General features: G+C 58.8%; 19 protein-coding genes. 6 read left to right on the forward strand and 13 right to left on the reverse strand.

The features are described from left to right. Positions 1–203: 203 nt before the first annotated feature. From nhaB to F8N80_RS30520, 3 genes are all read right to left on the reverse strand, one after another. Positions 204–1706, reverse strand: coding sequence for a sodium/proton antiporter NhaB (nhaB, locus tag F8N80_RS30510; RefSeq protein ID WP_150745577.1), 1503 nt, complete (start codon positions 1704–1706; stop codon positions 204–206). Positions 1707–1784: 78 nt separating this feature from the next. Continuing rightward, entirely contained in the window at positions 1785–3071 is a 1287-nt protein-coding gene (locus F8N80_RS30515; protein WP_150745576.1) for a hypothetical protein, read from the reverse strand. A gap of 283 nt (positions 3072–3354) precedes the next feature. Then, positions 3355–3621, reverse strand: coding sequence for a hypothetical protein (locus tag F8N80_RS30520; protein ID WP_150745575.1), 267 nt, complete (start codon positions 3619–3621; stop codon positions 3355–3357). A 342-nt stretch (positions 3622–3963) separates the two neighbouring features. On the opposite strand from F8N80_RS30520, the gene F8N80_RS30525 reads away from it, so the two are divergent. Beyond that, entirely contained in the window at positions 3964–5289 is a 1326-nt protein-coding gene (locus F8N80_RS30525; protein WP_150745574.1) for a sigma-54 dependent transcriptional regulator, read from the forward strand. A gap of 67 nt (positions 5290–5356) precedes the next feature. On the opposite strand, the gene F8N80_RS30530 is transcribed toward F8N80_RS30525, so the two are convergent. From F8N80_RS30530 to pnuC, 8 genes are all read right to left on the reverse strand, one after another. Further along, entirely contained in the window at positions 5357–6664 is a 1308-nt protein-coding gene (locus F8N80_RS30530; RefSeq protein WP_150745573.1) for an autotransporter domain-containing protein, read from the reverse strand. Positions 6665–6708: 44 nt separating this feature from the next. Further along, entirely contained in the window at positions 6709–7452 is a 744-nt protein-coding gene (locus F8N80_RS30535; RefSeq protein WP_150745572.1) for a hypothetical protein, read from the reverse strand. A 42-nt stretch (positions 7453–7494) separates the two neighbouring features. Beyond that, the gene (locus F8N80_RS30540; protein ID WP_150745571.1) at positions 7495–8175 is read right to left on the reverse strand and encodes a C39 family peptidase; all 681 of its coding nucleotides are present in this window, start codon (positions 8173–8175) and stop codon (positions 7495–7497) included. 63 nt (positions 8176–8238) lie between these two features. After that, positions 8239–9249 (reverse strand): heme utilization protein, encoded by a 1011-nt coding sequence (locus tag F8N80_RS30545; RefSeq protein WP_150745570.1) that lies wholly within the window; start codon positions 9247–9249, stop codon positions 8239–8241. A gap of 62 nt (positions 9250–9311) precedes the next feature. Continuing rightward, positions 9312–9890, reverse strand: a complete 579-nt coding sequence (locus F8N80_RS30550) for an adhesin (RefSeq protein ID WP_150745569.1) — start codon at positions 9888–9890, stop codon at positions 9312–9314. 1 nt (position 9891) lies between these two features. Further along, positions 9892–10338 (reverse strand): hypothetical protein, encoded by a 447-nt coding sequence (locus F8N80_RS30555; RefSeq protein WP_150745568.1) that lies wholly within the window; start codon positions 10336–10338, stop codon positions 9892–9894. A gap of 352 nt (positions 10339–10690) precedes the next feature. Further along, the gene (locus F8N80_RS30560; RefSeq protein WP_150745582.1) at positions 10691–11215 is read right to left on the reverse strand and encodes an AAA family ATPase; all 525 of its coding nucleotides are present in this window, start codon (positions 11213–11215) and stop codon (positions 10691–10693) included. Continuing rightward, positions 11212–11775, reverse strand: a complete 564-nt coding sequence (pnuC, locus tag F8N80_RS30565; RefSeq protein WP_150785314.1) for a nicotinamide riboside transporter PnuC — start codon at positions 11773–11775, stop codon at positions 11212–11214. Before pnuC ends, F8N80_RS30560 begins: the two co-directional genes overlap by 4 nt. Before the next feature lie 327 nt (positions 11776–12102). Here pnuC and F8N80_RS30570 point away from each other — a divergent pair, with 327 nt between their 5' ends. Then, complete coding sequence (locus F8N80_RS30570; RefSeq protein ID WP_150745566.1) at positions 12103–12933, forward strand: undecaprenyl-diphosphate phosphatase; 831 nt, start codon at positions 12103–12105, stop codon at positions 12931–12933. Beyond that, the gene (locus F8N80_RS30575; RefSeq protein WP_150785315.1) at positions 12930–13358 is read left to right on the forward strand and encodes a DUF1294 domain-containing protein; all 429 of its coding nucleotides are present in this window, start codon (positions 12930–12932) and stop codon (positions 13356–13358) included. The genes F8N80_RS30570 and F8N80_RS30575 overlap by 4 nt, the downstream gene beginning before the upstream one ends. Positions 13359–13370: 12 nt before the next feature. Here the strand turns inward: F8N80_RS30575 and F8N80_RS30580 are convergent, their stop codons facing one another. Together F8N80_RS30580 and F8N80_RS30585 are read right to left on the reverse strand one after the other, a co-directional pair. After that, entirely contained in the window at positions 13371–13730 is a 360-nt protein-coding gene (locus F8N80_RS30580) for an MmcQ/YjbR family DNA-binding protein (RefSeq protein ID WP_150745564.1), read from the reverse strand. Continuing rightward, entirely contained in the window at positions 13727–14635 is a 909-nt protein-coding gene (locus F8N80_RS30585) for a LysR substrate-binding domain-containing protein (protein WP_150785316.1), read from the reverse strand. Before F8N80_RS30585 ends, F8N80_RS30580 begins: the two co-directional genes overlap by 4 nt. A gap of 128 nt (positions 14636–14763) precedes the next feature. Here F8N80_RS30585 and F8N80_RS30590 point away from each other — a divergent pair, with 128 nt between their 5' ends. The 3 genes from F8N80_RS30590 to F8N80_RS31845 form a co-directional block, all read left to right on the forward strand. Beyond that, positions 14764–15375 (forward strand): FMN-dependent NADH-azoreductase, encoded by a 612-nt coding sequence (locus F8N80_RS30590; RefSeq protein WP_150745562.1) that lies wholly within the window; start codon positions 14764–14766, stop codon positions 15373–15375. A gap of 168 nt (positions 15376–15543) precedes the next feature. After that, positions 15544–16581 (forward strand): alpha/beta hydrolase family protein, encoded by a 1038-nt coding sequence (locus F8N80_RS30595; RefSeq protein ID WP_150745561.1) that lies wholly within the window; start codon positions 15544–15546, stop codon positions 16579–16581. Positions 16582–16695: 114 nt separating this feature from the next. Beyond that, positions 16696–16901, forward strand: a 206-nt coding sequence (locus F8N80_RS31845) for a hypothetical protein (RefSeq protein ID WP_224790781.1), incomplete at its 3' end; no start/stop codon positions are given.

The following is a 16901-nucleotide window of genomic DNA, read 5'->3' on the forward strand; positions in this document are numbered from 1 at the left end:
TCGGCGCTTGGGTGAAAGGAGGAGGGGCGAAATCTCCCACGGATCTGTACTGCGTCAACAGTCAGAATCGGGCTTTGTCCCTTCTCCTCCCTTCAAGTCCTAGCATACAAGCGGGCTTGCTCGCGAAGGCGGCGTGTCAGTCACATCATTGGTGACTGACACGCCGCCTTCGCGAGCAAGCCCGCTCCCACTTTGGCCGGTGTTTACAGCCAGAAACTAACGGCGTACCAGCCCAGCGCACCCATCACCACGGTGTAAGGCAACGCCATCCACACCATCCGCCCATACGACAGGCGAATCAGCGGTGCGATCGCCGACGTCAGCAGAAACAGAAACGCCGCCTGACCGTTGGGCGTCGCCACGCTCGGCAGGTTGGTGCCGGTGTTGATCGCAATCGCCAATGTTTCGAAATGCTCGCGGCTCATGTGGCCGGAGAGGAAGGCCTGTTTCACTTCGGTGATGTAAATGGTCGCGACGAACACGTTGTCGCTGATGGCCGACAGCAAGCCGTTGGCAATGAACAGCATGCCCGGCTGTTGCTCCGCCGGCAGTGCCAGCACCCACTGGATCAGCGGTGTGAACAGTTGCTGGTCGTGAATCACCGCCACCACCGCGAAGAACACCACCAGCAGCGCCGTGAACGGCATGGCGTCCTTGAACGCGTTGCCGATGCGGTGCTCGTCGGTGATGCCGGTGAATGAGGTGATCAGCACGATCACCATCAGACCGATCAGGCCGACCTCGGCGACGTGAAACGCCAGCCCCGCAATCAGGATCAAGGCCGCCAGCCCCTGCACGATCAGTGCGGCGCGTTGGCGCGCGGTGCGTGCGGCGTTGTCTTCGGCGGCGTAGTTGGCCAGCACGACTCGCACGTTGTCCGGCAGCAGTGTGCCATAACCGAACCAGCGCAATTTCTCCAGCAAGACGCAGGTCACCAGGCCCGCCACCAGCACAGGTAAGGAAACCGGGGCGATTTTCAGAAAAAATTCAGCGAAGTGCCACCCCATCTCATGGCCGATCAGCAGGTTCTGCGGCTCGCCGACCAAGGTGCAGACGCCGCCCAGCGCGGTACCCACGGCGCCGTGCATCAGCAGGCTGCGCAAAAAAGCGCGGAATTGGTCGAGGTCAGCGTGATGCAGTTGGGGCAAATTCTGGTCGTTACCGATCGGGGTGTCATGCCGCGGATCGTCGCCCGAGGCGACGCGGTGATACACCGAGTAGAAACCCACCGCCGCACTGATGATCACGGCCGTCACGGTCAGGGCATCGAGAAACGCCGACAGAAACGCCGACAGAAAGCAGAACATCAGCGCCAGCATGGCCTTGGAGCGGACCCCGAGCAGCAGGCGCGAGAACAGGAACAACAACAGGTCTTTCATGAAGTAGATGCCGGCCACCATGAACATCAGCAGCAGGATCACCGGGAAGTTGTGCACCAGTTCGTCATAGAGTGCCTGGGGCGTGGTCATCTTCAACAGCAGGGCTTCAACCAGCAGCAGGCCACCGGGCATCAACGGATAACACTTGAGTGCCATGGCCAGGGTAAAGATGAATTCCAGCACCAGCAGCCAGCCCGCCGCCACCGGGCCAACCGTCCACAGCACCAGGGCGTTGAGGATCAGGAAGCCGACAATGCTCGCCTTGTACCAGCGGGGGGAATGCCCGAGAAAATTATGCGCGAACGCCTGGGTCATTGAGCCGGACATTGGCTACTCCTTGTATTAAGAAGCGCGCAACTTGCCGTAAGAACAACGGAAGATCAAGTGTAGGAAAAATCCTTTGGATTAACCCAGGTAACGTACGACGACGGCCCGATAGTTGCCGTCCAGTGAAGAGCCCGCCACGACTATGCTTGCGTTCGTTTGCACGGCCAATGAAGTGGCAATATCCAGGCTGCGACCCTGGCGGGTGCGAACCCAGCCGGTACCAGTGCCAAAGCGACAATCGAGCTGTCCGTCGGGCATGTAGCGGGCCAGAATGAAATCGCCCTCGCCGCCGAGGGTTGCGCCTGCCGCCAGTACGCAGCCGTCCGGCAATACGAGGGCGGCGTTCCACTGGCAGCCACTGCGGCTGATTGCCAGCAGTTGCGGATGGCCGCCGTTGCAATGGCTGTCCGGACGGCCGTTGCTGTGGACTTTCAGTGAAAGGCAGTGCATGGGGTCGCGGCTGCTGCCAAAACACTGCAAGTCGCCATTGTCGTGCTGGATGATCTGGCTGATCTGAGTGCTGCGCTCTTGTGCCTTGAAACTCATGAAGCCGTCCACGGCGAAACTTTCGTCGAGCCGGCCATCGGTGTGATAGCGGGCCAACAGGCCTTCCTGGGGGAAGTTGATCGAGCCGCCCACCAGAATCCGGGCGTCACGTTGAACCATCAGGCTGTTGATCCAGGTGTTCATCAGCAAATGCCTGACTATCACGAAGCCACGACCATTGAATGTGCTGTCGAGCGAACCGTCTGCATCGAGTCGAATCAGCATGCCGACATGATCGGCCAGTTCAAAGTGATGATTGGCCAGCAGCAGGATGCGACCATCCTCCTGCACGCGAACATCACAGGCTTCTGTGCCTGGCACGCCAGGGGGCAGCCAGCCGTCGCGCGCACCCGTGGAAAGATTGCCCGGCAGGCGCACCACGCAGCGGCCATTGTCGCCAAAGCCTTGAACCGGGCGGCCCTGCTGGTCAAAGAGTGCGAGGGCGGGCAGTGTCCGGTGCGCATTATCGTAGTGCAGCCCGGCCAGCAGGATGCGCCCATCGGCCAGGACATGGACTTTTCCACCCATCGCCTCGAAGCCGTGTTCGAACTGCCCGATGACGCTGCCTCGATGGCCGAATACCAGGTCGGCCGAGCCATCTTCCAGCAGGCGGGCCAGGCCGAAGCGGCTACCACCTGGCGTTCCGACCTTCGCCGCGACCAGCATCCTGCCCTGTGAATCGATCGCCACCCCGTTGGCCATGCTGGAGGTGCTGCCGGCGAAATACACTTGGGTCGTGCCGGTGCCGGCGAAGGACAAATCGAGTGCTCCGGCGTAGTTCAGGGTGGGAGTCAAGGTAAAAGCGGTCTGGATTGACATGCACGCAGCTCCTTGCGAGTCGTCCGATCCAGAAGTTGGGTGGCGACGTTCATTAGGGGAATCATTCAATCCCTGAATGCACAGATGCACAACAGTGAGAACTAACAGGCGGAGGGGCGTTTTGTGCCAGAACAGTGTCTTTTCGAACCATTGGCAAGCCTGGCAATCAAACCGGCTCGCACAGGTTCGAAATAAACCATCGTGAAGTGCAGATGGCCATGCAAAGCCAGCGACACATGATAGAGGAGGGGGCGGGTTACATGAAGCAACCCGCAAAAAATGCTTAGTGCGGCATCGACCACGATTGCAGGGTGTAGCCTTCCTCGCTCAACTCGGCACGTGCCTGATTAAGCAGGCTCTCAAGTTGCGCGGGATCGGTATAGGCACTGCTTGGAATCTGTTTGCGACCGATGCGGGTGTTGGTACGGTCGATGACGCTCAGGCTGAGTTCGCCATTTCCGTCCTGTGGGGCCCAGGCCACGCATTGAAAGGGTTGGAATGCGCGGTCGGCGATCAAAAGAGCTTCGTTGATACGGAGCGGGGCGTTCATGGGATCGTCTCTCTGTATGCCCAATCAAGTGAGGTGCCGGCGGTTGGGCTTACCGTTCGGCTCGTTACTTGTACTGATGCCCGCAACCGGGGGGCGGGTCACATGCAATTCAAAGATATTTAAACTTTCTTTATTGATCCAGGGGTTAGGGCAGGTTTTGAAAGCTGAATGAAAGATTGAAGTCGTTAGGCAACTAACAAAACAACTTCTTATAACTATTTGCGAATCGTTCATATAGTCAAATGGTACAAGGCCCCGTCAAAATCTTGCTAACGTTACAAACAAGATCGCCAAATGACTGTTTTTAATAATATTTCATATATTTGGCGCCAAGGAACAGTCATGAGCGAAGCGCCTGCCTTACGACGTCTATTAGTAGTGGACCCCTGCGACGACTGCCATCGCCTGTTGCCGGGTTTGCGCTCTGTGGGATGGGATGTAGACAGCTGTACCCTGGAAAACGCCGCAGACAAAACCTGCGACGTCGGCCTGTTGCGATTGCAACCTTTTCACCTCGAACGTCCGGACGCGGTCAAGGAGTTGATCAGCCGTAGCGGCACCGAGTGGATCGCCGTACTTAACCAGGAAGTCCTGCGCCTACAGAATGTCGGAGACTTCGTTTGCGAATGGTTTTTCGATTTCCATACCTTGCCGTTCGATGTGTCCCGGGTTCAAGTGACGCTGGGCCGGGCGTTTGGCATGGCGCGCCTGCGCGGCCAGGGCACGGTTCACATTGATCAGCCTGAGCATGAACTGCTCGGCGACAGCAAGCCGATTCGCGAACTGCGCAAGCTGCTGAGCAAACTGGCACCCACCGAGTCTCCGGTATTGATTCGCGGTGAAAGCGGGACCGGCAAGGAGCTGGTCGCCCGCACACTGCACCGACAGTCCCAGCGACACAGCCAGCCCTTTGTCGCCATCAATTGCGGCGCGATTCCCGAACACTTGATTCAATCCGAACTGTTTGGCCACGAGAAGGGGGCCTTTACGGGCGCCCATCAACGCAAGGTCGGGCGGATCGAAGCCGCCAACGGCGGGACGCTGTTTCTCGACGAAATCGGTGACCTGCCCCTGGAGCTGCAAGCCAACCTGCTGCGTTTCCTCCAGGAAAAGCACATCGAGCGTGTCGGCGGCAGCAAGCCGATTCCAGTGGATGTGCGGGTATTGGCGGCGACTCACGTCGACCTTGAGGCCGCCATCGAGAAAAAACGCTTTCGCGAAGATTTGTACTACCGGCTGAACGTCCTGCAAGTCGTCACCGCACCCTTGCGCGAGCGTCACGGCGATCTGTCGATGCTGGCCAATCATTTTTCCCATTTCTACAGTCATGAAACCGGTCGCCGCCCTCGCAGTTTCAGCGAAGACGCCCTGATTGCCATGGGCAAGCATGACTGGCCGGGCAATGTTCGTGAGCTGGCGAACCGGGTGCGCCGCGGACTGGTACTGGCGGAAGGACGGCAGATCGAGGCGCGAGACCTGGGACTGATCAGCCAGCATGCGATCGCCGCACCGATGGGTACCCTTGAAGACTACAAGACCCGCGCCGAGCGCCAGGCGTTGTGCGATGTGTTGAACCGCCACAGCGACAATCTCAGCGTCGCCGCCCGGGTATTGGGCGTGTCGCGGCCGACCTTTTACCGATTGCTGCACAAGCACCAGATCCGCTAGGTGCAAGATCTTTTGATCGACAAGCCCCGCTGCGATTGAAGTCGCAACGGGGCTTGTCGGTTGTGGATCAGAAGTAGTACGGGAATTTCAGGCTGAAGGTAAAGTCCGGGGCATCATCCGTCATGCCGATGGACAGGTTGGGGACGATGGTCAGGTTGTCGGTGGCCGCAATGGTCATGCCGACGTTGAAGTAACCGGCGTTGGCATCGCTCGAGGTAACCGATTGCCAATCCCCGCCGTCTTCCCTGATCTTGCTTTTACGTTGCACCAGGTCAGACACCGAGAACGACATACTCATCTTTTCGTTCAACGCAAACGCAATACCGGCGCCGATCTGGAAGCTGTCGCCGATCCGCACCTTGCCCGGGGTTTTCTGGTTGACGGTGGAACTGATGTCGTCGAAGGAATCCTCGAAGTTGTGGGTGTAGGAGAGGCTACCGAACAACACGGCCGGGTCGAAGGTCTTGACCAGCGAGATGCCCGGCGTGATCGACCAGACGCCGTTACCGGTCGGCAGGGTGTCAGGCACGAACAGGTTGGTGTTGACGTCGGACTGGCGCAACTTGATGCCGAACGGATCCTTGCCGGTAGGTGCCTTGACCCGCAAGGTAACCACGGCATCCGGGGTATTGATCGACTCGTCCAGGAACTTGTAGGCGATGCCGAAGTTGACGTCGCCAATGGTTGGATCCTTGGTGACGGTCTCTTCGGTCGTGACGCCGGCGGCGCCGTCGTTACCGCCACCGGACTGATAAGTCGACTCACGGTAGATCACCGGCACGTTCAGGTCGAACTGCCAGCGGTTGTCGAAGTTGTAGCGGCCGGTGAGGTCAAGTGTCCAGGTATCGGCCTTGATCCGGTCCAGGTTGATGTTGCCCAGAAAGATCGAGTCCAGCGCGAGGAAGCCGTTGAGAATCAGTTGGCGCGTATCGTACCGGGAATAGGTCAGCCCGGTTTCCAGGCTGAACTTGCCGCCGCCGAAGAACCCGCTGGCCTCGTCGTACAGGTTGGAAACGCTTTGTGCAGGCTGTGAATCATCCGCCAGCGATTGCCCGTAGGAACTGCCGCTGCCCCCGGCAGCGCCCCCCGAAGCCGCCGCGGCACCGGTACCGGTAGCGACTTGTGAACTGCCTTTGAGATCGGCTGGCGACTTGGCCAGACGTTTAGGTTGTGGGGTTGCCGGTTGATCTTCTACCTGACGGACCCGTTGTTCGAGGATCGCCAGTGCTTTTTGTTGTACTTCGTATCGTTGCTTGAGCTCCAGAAGCTCCTGTTTCAGAATTTCTACATCCGAAGCGGGTGCTGCTTGCAGCATCGCCGCCGGGAGGAGTGTGCTTAAACAAACAACTGCGCGCAGTGATACTGATCGATACATGAATAGCCGTCCCTTTATGCCCAATGATCGAGACTCAGCGTAGTTCAATATCCCAGACTGCGTAGTGCGTTAAGTTGAGTCAGGTTGCAGTCCAGTGCACCGGCGCTCGGGCCATTATTGTTCAGCACTACATTAAGCTGAGTCAGGTTATTGACCATGTTGCTGTTGCCCAGTAACCGTGTGTTTTGCAACAGGCCGCCCTGGGCCACTTGCTGCATGCTCGTGCCCTGGTTGTTGTTGGCTTGAATGGCCAACTGGATGCCGCCGCCGGTGGCGGAAACGGCTACACTGCCGGCCGCATTGCTACCGGTGATGGTTTGTCCGCTCATCAACACCTGGCCTTGGCCCGGGTTGAGGGCCGGAGCATGACGGGCCTCTTTGACGTCGATCGCGACGTTGTTGTAGGCGGTGTTGCCGTCGCCGGCGGCTCGCACGCTTTGGGTGATCCCTTGCGCACTGTTCAAGCCAGCGCCGCCAATCACGTTGCCGGTGCCTTGTCCGGGGGTACTGCCGTCACCGGACTTGCCAAAGGTTGAAACGTAGAATTCGGGTTTTACAGTGCCTGCCTGAATCTGCATCGAGGTGGCGGCCCCGATCAAATCACCACTGGCATTACGCCAGGTGCTGCTCATGACAATACCGAAACTGATGATCCGTCCCGGCATGACGAAACGACCGCGCAACTCGCCGAGCTCATGGTCATTGATTTCGATGGGCTTGAATCCGTTGGCATAGCCTGAAGCGCTCGCTGCCAGACAGGCAGCGGCCAGCCAGTATGAGGTTTTCATCTGCTGCTCCCGGAGCATCCCGCCCCACTATCATCTTGGCGATTAAAAGAAGTCGCTCTGTATGAAACCAAAATCCATCAATTCAGCATCTTTGACCGGATTGAAGTTATCCAGCTTGTTCTTGGCCGTCAGGGGTTCCGGTGGACTGCGTAGTGCATTGGTTTTTTCATAACCGGGACCTACGATAGCGAAGACAATGCCGTTCCAGCCTTTGATAAAGTCATCATGGGAGTAGCGTTTGTGACCGAGTACGGGGTCACCGATGTAGACCCAGTCCTTGTCGGCGCGCTGCATCACCACGAAGTGCTTGTAGCCGCGAATTTCCATTAGCACCACCACCGGAATCGATACGGCATCCAGTTTTTCGGTGGGAATCCTGTAGCCCCGGGCGCGCATGCCGATGCTTTCGATGTAGCGCTTCATGTCCAGCATGGAGAAACCCTGGGTACGAACAAGGTCTTGGTCAGCGTTGACCAGCATGCCTTTGATGATGTGCTCCTCATCGACGTCGAGCCAATAGGCCTGGCGCAGGATCGTCGCCAGTGCGGCGGCGCCGCAGCTGAAATCGGTTTTCTGTTCGACGATGTCGCTGAACTTGCGCTCACGCAAACTCTGTACATCCTTGTAGACCAGCATGCCGCCAGGGAGGGCGGCCACAGGCATCTGTGCGGCCTGAGTCAGGCCAGACAGGCAGAGCAGGGCGAGAAGGGCAGTCTTACGCATGATCGATACGCCTTTGCGGACTGTGGAAAAGCCCCGTTGCCGGGGCTTTTATTTCGATCGCGATCACAGGCAGGCATTGCAGCCTGCTGCGATGGACAGCGAGTTGCTTTGTTGGTTGCCTACACCAGACGATACGTTGGCGCCGCCGTTGCCGGAGAAGCCGTTCATCGAACCGGCCATGGTGGCGGTGTTGGTTACAGGGTTTTTCCAGCCATCTGGCGTCAGTTTTTGTTCAGTGGTTACGCCAGCCAGGCCGAATACGCCGACAGCGACGAAATCAGACTTGGTGACATCGTCATGGCCGCCACGACCACCTTTGTCTTTGCCATAACCATGGCCGTTGCCATGATGGTCATCCTCTCTGGAAACGGCCTTGCCGGCTGCCACGAACGCACCCGCAGCGGTAAAGGTGCCTGTGAGCGTGTCTGTCTTGTAAACCTGGGTGCCATAGTTGTCGACATCCAGCCCGGTGGAGCTTTGGGTGGCCACAGCCGCCGCGGTTGCTACACGGCCGCCCGATACAGCGATGGCCAGGTTGTTTTTCTGTTGGTTGAAGCTGCCGGAAGTCACGTTCATGCCGATGTTGCCGGAACCGTTGCTACCGGCGTTGTTGAGGGTCGACGCGTTACTACTGGAGTAGTTTTTGGCCCCGTTTCTGGTGTTGTATTGAGTTGCGGCTGAAACGGCGGTTGCGGTGCCGAAGATGAAGCTTTCGTCGGCAGTGGCCAGTGCAGCGGCATTGTCTTGCTGGTTACCGTCACCGGCGGCAATGTTGGCGCCCGCGTTGCCGTTGGAACCATTGAGTGAGTTGTCGCCCTTAGCCTCGTTTTTGGTGCCTTGGTTAAATGCCTTATTGCCATAGCTGTTTTGCACGTCCAGCACGGCAGCCTTGGCGCCGGATTTGAGTGACAGAAGTGTTTCAAAGCTTGGGCCGCGATCATGCCCGTTGTTGTTGCCATGGCCATTGCCATGACCATGACCGCGATCATCATCGCGACCGCCTGCTTGTGCTGCGATTGCCATCACTGCGGCCAGTGCGAAAACCAGTGGTTTGAGAGCCATTGTAGGTTTCATGGTGTTTCTCCGTGCCTATTAGTTGGTTAAGTGTTTACTTTCTAATTGCACTGCGTTTGGTCTCAGTCCGAGACCTGGATGCTCAGGGTGTTAGCCATTCGGTTCCCCACCCCGGCGCTCTGGTTCACCTGAATCACTCCTCGGCTGCCGGTGAAGGCCTGGTCGCTGATAGCGACCTGGCGACTACCGATTGGAATGCCAGCTGTTCCTGAGGTTGGTAGCAACGCCACGTTCTGTTGAGAAAGGGCGCTATCGTCGACGCTCTGCGGTGCAGCACTGATGCTGATGCGCAGGACGTTGGCCATCTGGTTGTTGGCCCCGGCGCTCTGGTTGACGCCCAGTACACCGTTGCCGTTGCTGAAAGAGCTGCCGCTTATCGTCGCCTTCGCGTTCATCGACGAGTTGGCGGGGGTGTCGATTTTCTGGTGGACGCGGGTGGTCGCGGCGCCTTCGGTGCCAATGGCGATCGCCCGTATGTTGGTCTGTTGTTGTTGGTCGCCGGCCGCCTGGTTGACGCTGACGTTACCGTTGTACTGGGTGCCGGAGTCGTGAATGTCGGCGTTATTCATCACGCGGACACCGGAATCAGCCATGGCGCTGGTGCAGCCCAGCAGAGCGAGTACGATCAGGGAACGAGTCATGTCATTGGCCTCCAGCCAGTCTGCTCAGGGGGGCGAGACCGGAAGTCATTGCCCGATTGATGGTTCCCGAAATCGCGTTGCCACTGCCGCCACCATTACCTCCTCTCATGCCAGGCATGCCGTTGGGGTTGGTGATGACGTTGAGGCCTTGCATGCCTGAGCCATTTTGGGGAATGCTGTTGCGAATGGAGGAGCCGCTGGCGACGTTGGCGAATTCGCCATCGCTGAGCTCGGCATTGCCGAGGCTTCGGGTGATTCGTTCGGAAGGATTGACATTGACCGCAGTCGGGTTGGGGTCCTTGCCTGCGTCGCGGCCGATGTGCACCGGCTGAACCTGACGTTGAAGCACGATGACCCCATTGCCTTCAGCTTGAGCATTGACGCTGATTATCGAGGTGGCGAAGCCGACCAGCAGGAGGTGGGTTAATCCGTTGTTGAAAGTTCCCATGGCAACTATTCCTTCTTCTGCGAGCTGGCCCTAGTCAGCGTTATGAAGGAAAGAGCGAAAGCTGTGCCGCTTTTTGATTGTCGTGGTAATTCAATAGCTTGCGAATTATCCCGATGAGGGGCGTGTTGGCATTGTTTCAAATTTGAGACAGTGCAAAGTGCCTGTATCAGGCCAAAGCAGTTGCGATGCTCTAGATCAAGGGTTGACGGCGATATGTTTCATTAGCGTAACAGTCGGGGTGTAAAGATTATGAACCCGTTCAGATCGCCAGTTTGCGCTTGGAAGGGTGTTTCAAAAATGGACGCTTTTCCCCCAAAATAGGGGAATGCCGCGTCCGGTTTCGCAAAAACGGTCAGTAATTGAGCAACCGCTCGACGGCCTTCAGGGCCTGGGTGCGACGCGCTGCCCAGTCGCCCTGTAGCACCTGCACCGGTTGTCGATGGTGCTTCAGCCAGGCGAGGGTCTGATCGAAGAACGCCCGGCGTTGACTCAGTTCGGGCTGGCAACGCTGACCGTCATCCGTCCAGGAAACATCCTCGGGAGACAGTAGCAGGTGCAAATCATACTGCCTGGCCAGCAACGCCTGTTCGATCCAGGCCGGGCAATCGCCAAACAGGGTCTGGCTCCAGAGGATGTTGCTCAGCAAGTGAGTGTCGAGAAGCAGCAATCGCGGCTGCCGGGCGCGGGCCTCGTCCTCCCATTGCAGTTGCCCGCGGGCAATGGGGGTAATGTCGGCCAGGCAGGTGTCGCGCGGGTTCTGCTCGATGAACCAGCGGACATATTCGTCTATCAGAACGCCGCCAAAATGCGCTTGCAGCTCGGCCGCCAGCCAGCTCTTGCCACTGGATTCAGGGCCGGTGAGCACCAGGACTTTCATGTGCGCAGTACCGGGTCGGCGCGCCATTCCCGCCAACCTTGCACGGCAATCACGGCGAACAGCGCGTAGAGGCCGGCGGTCAGGTACATCCCCTTGTAGACGAACAGTCCGACGAAGATCACATCCAGGGCGATCCACAGTGGCCAGCACTGCACGCGTTTCTGCGCCATCCAGACTTGCGCCACCAGGCTGAAACCGGTCAACGCCGCATCGAGCCAGGGTTGGGCGGCATCGGTCCAGTGCGCCATTGCCGCGCCAAGCAGCACACTGCCGATCGCGCCGACGGCAAGACTGACCATTATCGATTGACCATCGAGCTGGCTGACCTCCCGCCCCTGACGGGTTTCGCCCGCACGGGTCCACTGCCACCAGCCATACAGCTGCAAGGCGGCATAGATCACCTGCAGCAGCATGTCCGAGTACAGCTTCACTTCAAAAAAGATCCAGCTGTAGAGCAGCACCATGACCAGACCGATCGGCCAGCACCAGGGATTCTGTTTGACCGTCAACCAGACGGCAATGACACCGAGGGTGGCGGCAAACAGTTCAAGCCCGGACATGGGGGCTCCTTGGGAAGTCGAAGAGGGGGCGGATTGTACCGGGAAGATCGAAAGATCGCAGCCTGCGGCAGCTCCTGCATTGACCGGTTAAGCCCCGATATGATGCCGGACGGGAGCCCCAATTCCTATAAACGCGGAAGCGTTGACCGGGCTTGTCTGATAGGATTTCGGCCCCGCGCGGAAAAACCTGACTCCAAGTTGATTTTTCACGGAATTTTTACGGTTTTGTGGGGGAATCGCGCGCGGGACTTCATTTGCACTGATCACAGTGGCGTTCTGAAAAATATTAACGGGGCATGCCGTGGCGCATCGCTTCTTGGGGGATTGATGGATCTTTGGACCGCCTTTCAGGCATTGATACTTGGCGTTGTAGAGGGACTTACGGAGTTTTTGCCCATTTCCAGTACCGGGCACCAGATCATCGTGGCCGACCTGCTCGACTTCGGAGGTGAGCGGGCCATGGCCTTCAACATCATCATCCAGCTCGGGGCGATCCTGGCGGTGGTGTGGGAGTTTCGCCGCAAGATTTTCGATGTGGTCGTCGGCTTGCCGACCCAGCCAGGCGCTCGACGCTTTACCGCAAACCTGCTGATCGCCTTTATGCCGGCCGTGGTGTTGGGGGTGATTTTCGCCGACCTGATCCACCATTACCTGTTCAACCCGATCACCGTGGCCACGGCGTTGGTCGTGGGCGGTATCGTCATGCTGTGGGCTGAACGGCGTCAACATGAAGTGCATGCCCATACCGTCGACGAAATTACCTGGAAAGACGCCCTGAAAATCGGCTTTGCCCAGTGCCTGGCCATGATTCCGGGCACCTCGCGCTCCGGTTCGACGATCATTGGCGGTTTGCTGTTCGGGTTGTCGCGCAAGACCGCCACCGAGTTCTCGTTCTTCCTGGCGATGCCGACCATGGTCGGCGCGGCGGTGTACTCGGGCTACAAATACCGCGACCTGTTCGTGCCGGCTGATTTTCCTGTGTTCGCCATCGGCTTCATCACTGCGTTCATCTTCGCGATGATTGCCGTGCGCGGCCTGCTCGTGTTCATCGGCAGTCACAGCTACGCGGCGTTCGCCTGGTATCGCATCGTGTTCGGCCTGTTCATCCTCGCCACCTGGCAGTTCGGCTGGGTTGACTGGACCGCCGTCCAGCCATGAACGACTCCAGCGCGCGCAACAACCCCGGCCGTCGGTCCGGGGGCGAGATCCGCAATCTTCGGCTGAAACTGCTGGTGTTTGCGATTCTGTGCGCGCTGCCGCTGTCGGGTTCGCTGTCGATGTGGCTGGGGGGCATTTCGCCGATTCCCCTGGCGGCCTATGGCATCGTCAGCGTGCTGGCGTTTTTGCTGTACTGGAGCGACAAGCGCAAGGCTCGCCTCGATCGCTGGCGTACCCCGGAGAACGTGTTGCATGCGGTGGAACTCGCCGGCGGCTGGCCAGGCGCCTTGCTGGCCCAGCAGGTGTTTCGGCACAAGACGCGCAAGTTTTCGTTTCAGCTGCTGTTCTGGATGATCGTGCTGATGCATCAGGTGTTCTGGATCGACCAGCTGTTCCTTGGTGCTCATGTGTTTGCATTGTTTTAAAAAAGGCAGGCGCTAAAGCAACAGGCCGACCTGGGTGCGCTTGGGCAACTTGCGCACCACCAGTTGATGGGAGCGTTGCAACAAACCTTGCAGTTCTTCGGCGCCCAGCGGGTAGGGCGTTGCCATGATGATCCACTGCGCCCGCGCCAGATAAGGTGCCGGATGAATTCCCGGACGGTCGCAATGGCCGAGAAACAAGTCCTTGTCGACCTTGAACGCCAAGGATGCGCCCCGCAGGTTCTGCAAGGCGAACATCTTGTTCCCGGCAATCGAAAACACCCGCACGCCACCCCACTTGTAGTCTTCCCGCGCGCCGGGCAGCGCCAGGCAGAACTTCGCGACATCTTCTTCGCTCATGCGTGCGGCCTTCATAGCAATCGTTCCCCACAGGCGTTGAATGATTCGATCAAATGGTCGATCCAGGCGCGCACCGCCGGCATCACCCCGCGCCGATGAGGGTAGACCGCTTGCAGCCAGCCGCCAGGCAATGACCAATCAGGCAGCAACTGCACCAGTGAGCCATCTGCCAGCGCTTGCTCGCAATACATCATCGGCAACATGGTAAAGCCCTGGCCGGCCAGGGTGCAGGCCTTGCGTACGATGAAATCGTCGATACCCAATCGCGCTTCGAGGCTTAACTCAACGCTTTTGCCCTGTTGGTCAAGCATGCGGATGTGCACCATGCGATCGGCTTCCAGCGCGCCGAGCACTGGCAGGGTTTTCAGGTCGTCGGGGTGGTTGATCTCACGTCCGTGCAGGAACGCGGGGCTGGCGACCATCGCCATTTGTGCCTGGCGCAGGCGTCGGGTGACCAGCAACGGGTCTTCGTCGCCCAACTCCCGTACGCGCAGGGCGACGTCGATGCCCTCGGTCACCAGGTCAACCCGGCGATTGAGCAACATGACCTCCAGTTGAACCTGAGGGTATTTCTCCAGAAACTGACTGATGACGCCGGGCAGAAGCTCGTGGGCCAGTCCGACGGGACAGGACACCCGCAAACGCCCACGGGGTTCGCTGGACATGCTGGCCACTGCTTCATCGGCCATCTCGGCTTCCAGCAGCATCGCCTGACAGTGCCGCAGGTAGCGCTCGCCCACGGCCGTCAGCTTGAGTTGACGGGTGGTACGTTGCAGCAGGCGAGCGCCCAGGCGTTCCTCCAGTTCGGCGATCCGTCGCGACAACCGCGATTTGGGAATTCCGAGCAAGCGCCCGGCCGCCGCGAAACCACCGGCTTCGACCACCTTGGCGAAATAGTAGAGATCATTGAGGTCCTGCATGTTGCTCTCTCGATTGTTCTATCAGTGGGACGAACTATCGCATTGTTGCCATCTAATCAGCTATTGGTTTCGCCTGTAGGATTGTCTCCATCAGATCGCCATGAGCGGTCCTCACCTGGAGATCCCACATGAAGCTGCTGCATATCGATTCGAGCATTCTTGGTGACAACTCGGCGTCCCGTCAGCTGAGCAGTCAAGTCGTCAACGCCTGGCAGGCCGCCGAGCCGAGCGCGGTGGTGACTTACCGTGACCTGGCGGCCGACGCCATCAGCCATTTCTCCGCCACCACCCTGGTCGCTGCCGGCACCACTGCTGAACTGCGCAATGCCGCGCAACAGCACGAAGCCGAGCTGAGCGCCCAGGCTCTGGCTGAATTCCTCGCTGCCGATGCCGTGGTGATTGCCGCCCCGATGTACAACTTCACCATCCCGACCCAGCTCAAGGCCTGGATCGACCGCATCGCCGTTGCCGGTCAAACCTTCCGCTACACCGAAGCCGGCCCTGAAGGCCTGTGCGGCAACAAGAAAGTCGTGGTCGTTTCGACTTCCGGCGGTCTGCATGTCGGTCAGGCCACTGGCGTTGCTCACGAAGAGTATTTGAAGGTGATGTTTGGTTTCCTCGGTATCACCGACATCGAGTTCGTCCGCGCCCATGGCCTGGCTTACGGTGATGAAGTGCGTACCAAAGCCATGAGCGATGCTCAAACGCACATCAGCGAGCAGTTGTTCGTCGCCGCGTAAGGCTTGCGTAAAGACGTCAAACAGCTCGGGCAACAACCAAAAAACTCTGTATTCTGATCACGCAAGTGCCAGAAGCGGAGTTTTTTGTTTCTGGTTGTTGCTAGTCCTGGCCCGGGTTATGCAGTCGAGGGTTATCGTCTCCGGTCAAGTAACAAGGTGGGGCATCCCATGGTGCGTCTTTGTGCGAGCTTACTGATTTGTCTGCTCGGCAGCCTGAGTTCAGTGCACGCCGCACCTGCGCCGCATCCTCACTGGAGCGTCGGCTTCCATGAGATGAGCTTTCTCGATCCGCTGGACCTGCAGCCGATGCGCGCCATCGCCTTCTATCCTTCCAGCGACAAGGAACACACCAGCATACTCGAGGGCTATACCGTCGAAGCCGGCGAAGACACCCGCGTCGCCATCGGTCGTTTCCCGATGCTGATGCTGTCCCATGGCAACACCGGAACCCCGCTGGCCCTGCACGATCTCGCCACCTCGCTGGCGCGCAAGGGTTTCGTCGTGGTGGCGGTGATCCATCCCGGCGACAACTCCCGGGACCACAGCCGCCTGGGTACCCTGAGCAATCTGTACGGCCGGCCGATCCAGATTTCCCAAGCCATCACAGAGACCCTGGGCGATCGCATGTTTGCGCCCTTCGTCAACGCCAACCAGGTGGGCGTGATCGGCTATTCGGCGGGTGGCGAAACCGCATTGATCCTCTCCGGTGCGACGCCGGACCTGGACCGTCTGCGCCGCTACTGCCAGGAGCGTCCGGATGATCGCGATGCCTGCAATACTCAAGGCGAAATGATCGTTGATCGTGATGACCTGCAACCGGTGGCTGACCCACGGGTTCATGCCTTGCTGCTGATGGCGCCGCTGAGCCTGAAGTTCGGTCGCCATACCCTGGCCGACGTGCATGTACCGGTACTGCTTTACAGCGGCGACGGCGATAAACTGGTGGCATTCGACAAGAACGCCGCAGCGCTGGCGCGCAAACTGCCAATCGCGCCGGACTTCAAGTTGTTGGCCGGGGCGGGGCACTTCGTGTTCATGGCGCCCTGTACCGAAGAGCAACTGGCGGCGATGCCAGCCTTGTGCACCGACGCTGACGGCGTCGATCGCAAGGACATTCACCGCACCATGATTTCCGAAGCGGGGCGCTTTTTCTCCCATGCATTGGGCAAACCCACCCGAGCCGGAATGCAAACCGCCGATCAATAAGGTTCACGCCGCCCTGTAGGAGGCCGCCCAGCCTGCGAAGAGGCTGCGCTTTCGCGCAGAGAACATGCCGATAAATCGGCAAATAATTTATCTTAAAAATCAATGAGATAAATTTTGTTCTATAAGAGCTGGCTTGCCAGCGAAGGCGGTCTCAAGCCTTGCAGTGTCCATGAAGACGCCTTCGCTGGCAAGCCAGCTCCTATGTATGGACTCGCCCCCACTGTCTACCCGCTTTCAAAAAAACTGCCGCCCCGTTGCATCTATGTATTAGGCCTATTCGAGGAAGCCGTCATCGGCTTCTGGCCAAAATTGGAAGAGCT

The organism is Pseudomonas fluorescens (assembly GCF_902497995.1).
Classification (GTDB): Bacteria; Pseudomonadota; Gammaproteobacteria; order Pseudomonadales; family Pseudomonadaceae; genus Aquipseudomonas; species Aquipseudomonas fluorescens_BK.